General features: G+C 33.6%; 8 protein-coding genes, 1 other RNA gene and 1 pseudogene. 6 read left to right on the top strand and 4 right to left on the bottom strand.

Annotated elements, in window-relative coordinates:
* The first annotated feature begins 76 nt into the window (after positions 1–76).
* Positions 77–730 (top strand): glutathione S-transferase family protein, encoded by a 654-nt coding sequence (locus IHO40_RS04195; RefSeq protein ID WP_225536904.1) that lies wholly within the window; start codon positions 77–79, stop codon positions 728–730.
* A gap of 1 nt (position 731) precedes the next feature.
* Here IHO40_RS04195 and IHO40_RS04190 read toward each other — a convergent pair whose 3' ends face one another.
* Complete coding sequence (locus tag IHO40_RS04190; protein WP_225536903.1) at positions 732–1,382, bottom strand: O-methyltransferase; 651 nt, start codon at positions 1,380–1,382, stop codon at positions 732–734.
* A gap of 246 nt (positions 1,383–1,628) precedes the next feature.
* Between IHO40_RS04190 and IHO40_RS04185 the strand changes: the two genes are divergently transcribed.
* Positions 1,629–1,907, top strand: a complete 279-nt coding sequence (locus IHO40_RS04185; RefSeq protein ID WP_041044952.1) for a DUF2671 domain-containing protein — start codon at positions 1,629–1,631, stop codon at positions 1,905–1,907.
* A 26-nt stretch (positions 1,908–1,933) separates the two neighbouring features.
* Here the strand turns inward: IHO40_RS04185 and IHO40_RS04180 are convergent, their stop codons facing one another.
* From IHO40_RS04180 to ssrS, 3 genes are all read right to left on the bottom strand, one after another.
* Positions 1,934–2,644, bottom strand: a complete 711-nt coding sequence (locus IHO40_RS04180; RefSeq protein WP_225536902.1) for a thioredoxin domain-containing protein — start codon at positions 2,642–2,644, stop codon at positions 1,934–1,936.
* Positions 2,645–2,709: 65 nt separating this feature from the next.
* Positions 2,710–3,159 carry a type II toxin-antitoxin system RatA family toxin gene (locus tag IHO40_RS04175; protein WP_225536901.1) on the bottom strand — a complete coding sequence of 150 codons (450 nt, stop codon included), beginning with the start codon at positions 3,157–3,159 and terminating at the stop codon, positions 2,710–2,712.
* Positions 3,160–3,177: 18 nt separating this feature from the next.
* Positions 3,178–3,339, bottom strand: a non-coding RNA gene (gene ssrS, locus IHO40_RS04170) — 6S RNA.
* A 123-nt stretch (positions 3,340–3,462) separates the two neighbouring features.
* On the opposite strand from ssrS, the gene IHO40_RS06200 reads away from it, so the two are divergent.
* The 4 genes and pseudogenes from IHO40_RS06200 to IHO40_RS04155 all read left to right on the top strand — a co-directional run bounded on the left by IHO40_RS06200 (position 3,463) and on the right by IHO40_RS04155 (position 6,626).
* Positions 3,463–3,612 carry a hypothetical protein gene (locus IHO40_RS06200; protein WP_410543361.1) on the top strand — a complete coding sequence of 50 codons (150 nt, stop codon included), beginning with the start codon at positions 3,463–3,465 and terminating at the stop codon, positions 3,610–3,612.
* Positions 3,613–3,627: 15 nt separating this feature from the next.
* Positions 3,628–4,032, top strand: a pseudogene (locus IHO40_RS04165) (MlaC/ttg2D family ABC transporter substrate-binding protein); the annotation flags it as partial.
* Between the two features lie 17 nt (positions 4,033–4,049).
* Positions 4,050–5,417 carry a bifunctional folylpolyglutamate synthase/dihydrofolate synthase gene (locus tag IHO40_RS04160; protein WP_225536900.1) on the top strand — a complete coding sequence of 456 codons (1,368 nt, stop codon included), beginning with the start codon at positions 4,050–4,052 and terminating at the stop codon, positions 5,415–5,417.
* Between the two features lie 63 nt (positions 5,418–5,480).
* A complete protein-coding gene (locus IHO40_RS04155; protein WP_225536899.1) occupies positions 5,481–6,626 on the top strand; it encodes an aspartate kinase in 1,146 nt (381 codons plus the stop codon).
* The last annotated feature ends 188 nt before the right edge of the window (positions 6,627–6,814 follow it).

The following is a 6,814-nucleotide window of genomic DNA, read 5'->3' as shown; positions in this document are numbered from 1 at the left end:
TTTTTATTTAGCAAGGTGTATCCTATAATAGTCTATAATTAGTTGGGGTTACATAAATTATATATATAAACTGATTATGATTTTATATCACTTCTCTCTTTGTCCGTTCTCACGAAAGGTTAGAGCTCTTCTCAAGGAGAAAAAGTTAGGTTGTGATTTAGTATACGAGAATCCGTGGGAGAAGAGGAATGAATTTATGGAGATTAACCCAACTGGACAAGTGCCAGTACTTATGGATAACGATTTTATTATAACAGACAGCACTGCTATTTGTGAGTATCTAGAAGAAACTTACAGCAGCGATATCAAATTGCTCGATTTGTCTACTGTTGTTAAGTCTAAAATACGTGCTTTGGTTAATTGGTTTGATAACAAGTTTTACAACGAAGTTACTAAATACATTATAAACGAAAAAGTAATAATTAACCGCATTCCTGACTCTAGGTTTCTTCATGCAGCTCAGCATAATCTGTCTTGCCATATAGAATACATTGAACACTTAATTAGCAAAAACGTTTGGCTTGCAACCGATAAGTTCACTTTGGCTGACATTACTTTAGCGTCACATATCTCTGTAATGGACTATGTAAATAGTTTTCCATGGGAAAAAAGTAGAATTTTAAAAGAATGGTACTCTATTGTTAAGTCAAGGCCTTGTTTTCGTGAAATGTTATTAGAAAGAGTTTCTGGATTAACTCCTCCTAGGCATTATGCCGACTTTGATTTTTAACTCATATTAACTTTAAAGCTACAGTCATCCCTTCATCAGTTGGAATTAATATAGAGTAATATTTTTTTTCGTCTGATAATCTACGATTAAATTCTCTCATAGCCTGCCATGATTTTTCTGATACTTCCTTTAGAGGTGATTCTAAAAACACTGTGTTAAATAATAGAGTGTTATCTGCAACAATGAGCCCATCTTGTTTAATATAAAGCTCTGCCCAATCTAAGTATTTAGGATAGCCACCTTTATCTGCATCAATGAACGTCATGTCAAACGGTGCTTTTGCTGACAACTCATTCAGTTTTTCCAATGCGTTGCCTTCTACTAAAGTAATTTTATTGCTCAGATTGAAAGCACTAAAATTTTTTTTTGCTATACTTAAGTGCTTAGGATTGTTCTCTATTGTGTATATATGGCCACATTCAGGTAGAGCTTTTGCCATACAAATCGATGAATACCCATATAATGTACCAATTTCAACGATACTTTTTACCTTATGGATTTTTATAAATAAACTGAGCAGCTTTCCTTCTTCAGCACTAATTTGGATGTGTTTCTTTTCTTCAAAAATACAGTATCCTTCTATTTTTTTGTATTTCTTTGCGAATAAATCTCTTATGTATGATAATTTCATGTTAGAGTTGTTGCGTGCCATGCTTACTATTAAATAGATTTAGTTTATATAAAATTTATATATGTTAGCTTAAAAATGGTAAAAACGTTTATCTTAGGTTATTATTTTTTACAGCGTAAAATTTTAAGTGACAGAAATTATTATATATAATATTATAATTAACTAGTATAATAATCGATAGATTGTCATGCTAGAATTTGAGGAACTGCTTATGAGCGTTTCTCTTTAGTTAAAATATAATTTTCATAATCAATTAGAGGGGGTTATATGTCTTATAATATTGCTGGTGAAGTTGAAACGTTAAGCAAAAAATCTAATAAAGATGAAGGGGTTACATTGTTACATAACCCAGCTTATCGTGAGAAATATAGGGAACGTTTTGATGAAGCCCAGAAAAAAGTTATGGATATGGTTCAGTTTTATGATGGAACAATAATATTAATAGAAAATAAAATTGCTATGTATTATTACGCTTGGCACAGTAAAAAAAGAGAATTTGAGCGTAAGAAACAGCAAGCAGTGGTAAAAAACGATAGCTCAACATAGTTTTTTTATGATAAGCTACAGTGGTATCATTTCACTATAGCTTTTTCATATAGCCTATCTATTACATTAGTGAAGTATTCTAATGTTTTATATCCTTCGTGTTTAATTTTATTATGTTCTGTACCTGATTTATCGTTACTAAGCTTAATAAAAAATATTGGAGTAGCCATAATACCAAGCTTATTTATTGCCAGTGATTTATCGTTTATAATTTTGTCAAACACTTCCTTGTTTTTCTTTTCATCGATGTATTGGTTAAACAGGTCCTGCTTTAAGTTACTTAGTGCGGCAATTCTTTGTAGTACAGTTAAATCACTTAAATCAGAATAGTTCCACGAGTCTATTGAATTAAAAACAGCTTTGTTAAAATTAAAGTAGTCTTCTTCTTTTTCATAGCAATAGCTTAGCATTGCAGCTTTTAATCCTCTGTAATCTAGAGGAAAATGACGGAATATATATAACATTTTTCCCGTATCTATATATTTCTTTTTAATTGCAGGAAAAACCTCCTTATGAAAAAGGGAACAGTGATAACAAGTGAGCGAAGCATATTCTATCATTAAAATTGGCGCTTTTGGATTTCCTAGTGATTTGTCATCGGGCAATGGTGATAATAGTTCTTCTGCTGTTGTTTCACCAGTTTTTCGAGTGTACTGGCTGTTGGACAAGTCTTGTTTAGTAACTGCATAAGAATTAACACTTATAAAAATTAGTAAAAGCAATATTCTGAAAATCATTACAATATAAACACTAAAATTACTAAGAAAATTACGTATCTATATTAATAATGTCAAGATAACTTTTACTTAGCAAGGTTCTCAACTCTTTCTTTGAATGCAGCAATTATTTTACTTTGTGTATATTTGTACACTGGGTTTAATAGAGTTGAAAGCGAGCTAGATTTAAACTTAAATTCTATGTAAAATTTCACCATGGTCTTATTTTCACCTACAGGAATGAATTTCCATTCATTATATAAATGTTTGAATATTCCATTTGATGATACAGCTTTTATCCAACCTTCATTTGTTCTGCTTGGAGCAAGAAAGGTTACTTCTGATGTATACTTTCCTTTAATACCATGAAAAGATGCTAGAAGATCCACAACCATTTGGCTATCGATTTTTTCTTTTATATAAACAGCTTTGCACCAAGGAACAAAATCAGGATACTTCTCAACATCAATTACAACCTGAAATATCTCATCAGATGAACAGAAAAAAGTACCTTGTTCTTTGTGTAGGTAGAGCATAAATCTAAATCAACTGGAATAGGATCCATATCTACCGTCAGTCTTAGTAGATTCCTGAGACCTAAAGTTAAAGTGGGCATCACGTATTAATTTCAATGAAGTTAATAGAGGCAATTCCCTTGACTAGAAATTATCGCTCGGGAAATTTAACTTAACTCATAACGTATAGAACAGACCCTTATAATTATAGCTGGTTTACACAAGTTGTGTCTATATGTATATTGCAGTCAACAGTAAAACTGACTATTATTCAACCTTTATTAAACTTTGCATTTTAAGTGTGGCGGTCAATAAGTGTATCTTATGAATATTGTTAAAGTTTTAATCATTATTGTTTTTGTTATAATTTCTTCAGGTGATTACACCAGTTGTGCAGATCACAAAACTTTTGTGCATGCTATGAACCAACAAGTGAATAGCATATATGCAAAAGAGAAGAAAAGAGATCTGTAATGTGTATATAGAAAGCTTCAGGAGATCATTCGAAACAATGTTAATCTCAAAGAAATATTCCGATTTGTAATGGGAAAACATTGGACTTTGATTACCCAAGAAGAAAGAGAAAGTTTCTTGAAAAAATATTGAGATGCATCTTATGCATTTGTGCACAAAATTTTGTATAAGTACATGAACAACAGCGAAATGGCTATAATAGGCTTAAAAGCAGGTGATGATGGAACTTGCTTGGTTAATACAAGATCTTCCTACGGCGACGAAGAATTTACAAATATTGACTTTAAAGTTGCTAAAAGTAACAGTTCTTTATTAATCAATGATGTTGTAATGAATGGAATAAGTATTTCTATTAATCAACGTTCTCAATTCAGTGAAAAAATTGATACGTATGATATAGCAAGTGTTATAGATGAATAAAAATGTAGTAACAATCTATGATATACATGCCTCACTGGCCTAAGCCACTTGGTAGAAGACAAAAAGACTTTTCTCTTGAGCGCATGAAAAGCTTTTTAAGTAAGTTAGGCAGTCCCGAAAAAAAGATGCCTCCGGCAGTTCACATAGCTGGAACTAATGGAAAAGGCTCGACACTATCTTTTATAAGGCACATAATGCAGTCAGCGGGATATAAGGTCCATGCATACACTTCTCCACATTTAGTTAATTTTAATGAGAGAATAGTCGTTGCAGGGAGTAATATTGACGATAATGAATTATATAGTTTATTAGAAGAATGCCGCGCTGCAATTGCAGATCAGCCTATCACTTTGTTTGAAGCTGCAACAATTGCAGCATTCTTAGCTTTCTCTCGTCATGAAGCCGATGTGAGTTTAGTCGAAGTAGGCGTGGGTGGAAGACGTGATGCAACAAATGTTATAAATAATCCGATCTTAACAATCATTACTTCCATCGCACTTGATCATGTGGAATATCTTGGTCCAACTGTAGAGACTATAGCGGGTGAGAAGGCTGGAATAATGAAGCATAATGTTCCTTGCGTAATAGCACCACAAGAAAAGTCCATAATGAATACGCTAGAGCAATGCGCAATCAATAAGAAATCTCCTTTATATAGAGGTAGCTTTGAGTGGAATTGCAGTAAACAACTGTCTGTCATCCAAGTAGCTAACACTGGGATCCAGCAAAAAAATGAGTGGATTCCAGCGTCAAGCGCTGGAATGACATCAGCTCGAATGGTTTTCCAATCGGCTATTCAATCAATAGAATTTCCCTTGCCTTCTTTGAAGGGCGATCACCAAATAATTAATGCAGGAAACGCTATTGCAGCATGTAGCATTTTGAGTGGAAGGTATGGATTTGATCTTGGAGAAGAGGATATCACTTCAGGTTTACAACATACCTACTGGCCTGCACGACTAGAGCTTATAAAAGAGGGCAGTTTAATTTCTTTGTTACCGAAAGATTGGCAATTATTTTTAGATGGTGCGCACAATAACGATGGTGCTAGAGTGTTAGCTAATTGGGTGAAAAATAATTTTGCTGAAGGTATTCATATGATTTTTGGGGTTACTCGTAACAGAAACGTGGAAGAGTTTTTGGAACACTTAAAATCATATATCAAGTTATTATGTGCGGTTTGTGTTAAGTCTGAGCCCAAAGCAACAAATACAGGTCTAATCAAAAAGGGAGCGGATAATATAGGGATAAATGCTATTGAATGTGAATCGATCGGTGATGCCATATTAAACCACATACTAAAAGCTCCTATCCAGAATGTCAAAACCATACTGATTTGTGGTTCGTTATTCCTAGCTAGGGATTTTGCTATGGAAAATAACTGAGTCTTTTAAAGTTTATATCAACTAGCGCTATATTTTTTTCTGGAGGAAAGCTATATTGTAGCTATGGACAATATAATCATAAAAAAATTTGGTGGGAGCTCATTAACTGACTTAAACCGAGTTGCAAATTTGATAAAAAAGGATGTTGAGAGGGGTTGTAATGTAATCGTCGTTGTATCTGCCATTGCGGGATTTACTGATCAAATGGCTTTTCAAGCTAGACAAATCTCAAATTTAAGCTGCAAACGAGAGCTGTCAGAATATGACGTTATACTTTCAGCGGGAGAGCAGATTTCTTGCGGCATGCTAGCAATCACTCTCCAATCTATTGGAATAAACGCTAAATCTTGGCTTGCTTGGCAGTTACCGATTATAACAGATGATCTTTACTCCGAGTCTAAAATAAAAACAATAAAGATTGATCATCTGAAAAGGTCTTTTACTGAAGGGTATACTGTAGCGATCATTGCCGGATTTCAGGGTATACATGATGATAGAATCACTACTTTTGGAAGAGGAGGCTCTGATATATCAGCAGTTGCTTTAGCGGTAGCTTTTAACGTCAAATTTTGCGAAATTTTCACTGATATTGATGGAGTATATACAGCTGATCCCAAAATTGTTCCAAAAGCACGCAAGCTCAAATCTATCTCTTACGATGAAATGTTGGAGATGTCGTCATCTGGTGCTAAAATACTACATAATCGCTCAGTACAGCTTGCAATGAAACATAATGTTAAAGTACAAGTGCTGTCCACCTTTAAAGAGGTGGAAGGAACTATAGTACTGCACAAAAAAGATGTACTAGAGAGATACACAATTACTGGAATAACTTATAGCACTAATGAAGCTCTTGTAACTTTTGCTAACCTTGCAGATACCTTACGTATTTTAAGGGATATTGCAGGGACAAACATTAAAATTGATATGATACACGGATCAAGTCTCGTAATTTCTGAATTTGATATTGATTTAATGAAAAAGCTACTGAATGGGAGCTATATAATAAACAATAACATAGCTAGAATTTCAATAATTGGTATTGGAGTTATGTATGATGCTGAAGTAATGCACCGCATGCTCAAGGTCTTGAGCGAGAAAAAGATAGAAATATTCGCTATCACAGCATCTGAAACCAAGATCAGTATAATCGTTCAAAGAGAATGTGCTGAAGTTCTAGTTAGAGATTTACATACAGAATTGGTATAGGTAACCTTATGCCATACAACTTAGACCTCTCGCACATTAACTCAGCTTTGGCATATGAGAAAAAACCACTTGACAACCTTTGCCGTCATCCTTATTTATAGCATTGAAGCTATCATTTAGCTTCAGTCCATATAGATTAAACAACAAAAAAACTCAATGTACTTGGCGTACTGTTGTTTAATTTTTTG

The sequence above is a fragment of the Wolbachia endosymbiont of Mansonella ozzardi genome (genome assembly GCF_020278625.1).
Classification (GTDB): Bacteria; Pseudomonadota; Alphaproteobacteria; order Rickettsiales; family Anaplasmataceae; genus Wolbachia.
The sequence above is the reverse complement of the archived record's forward strand: the minus strand, read 5'-3'. Positions and strand labels throughout refer to the sequence as shown.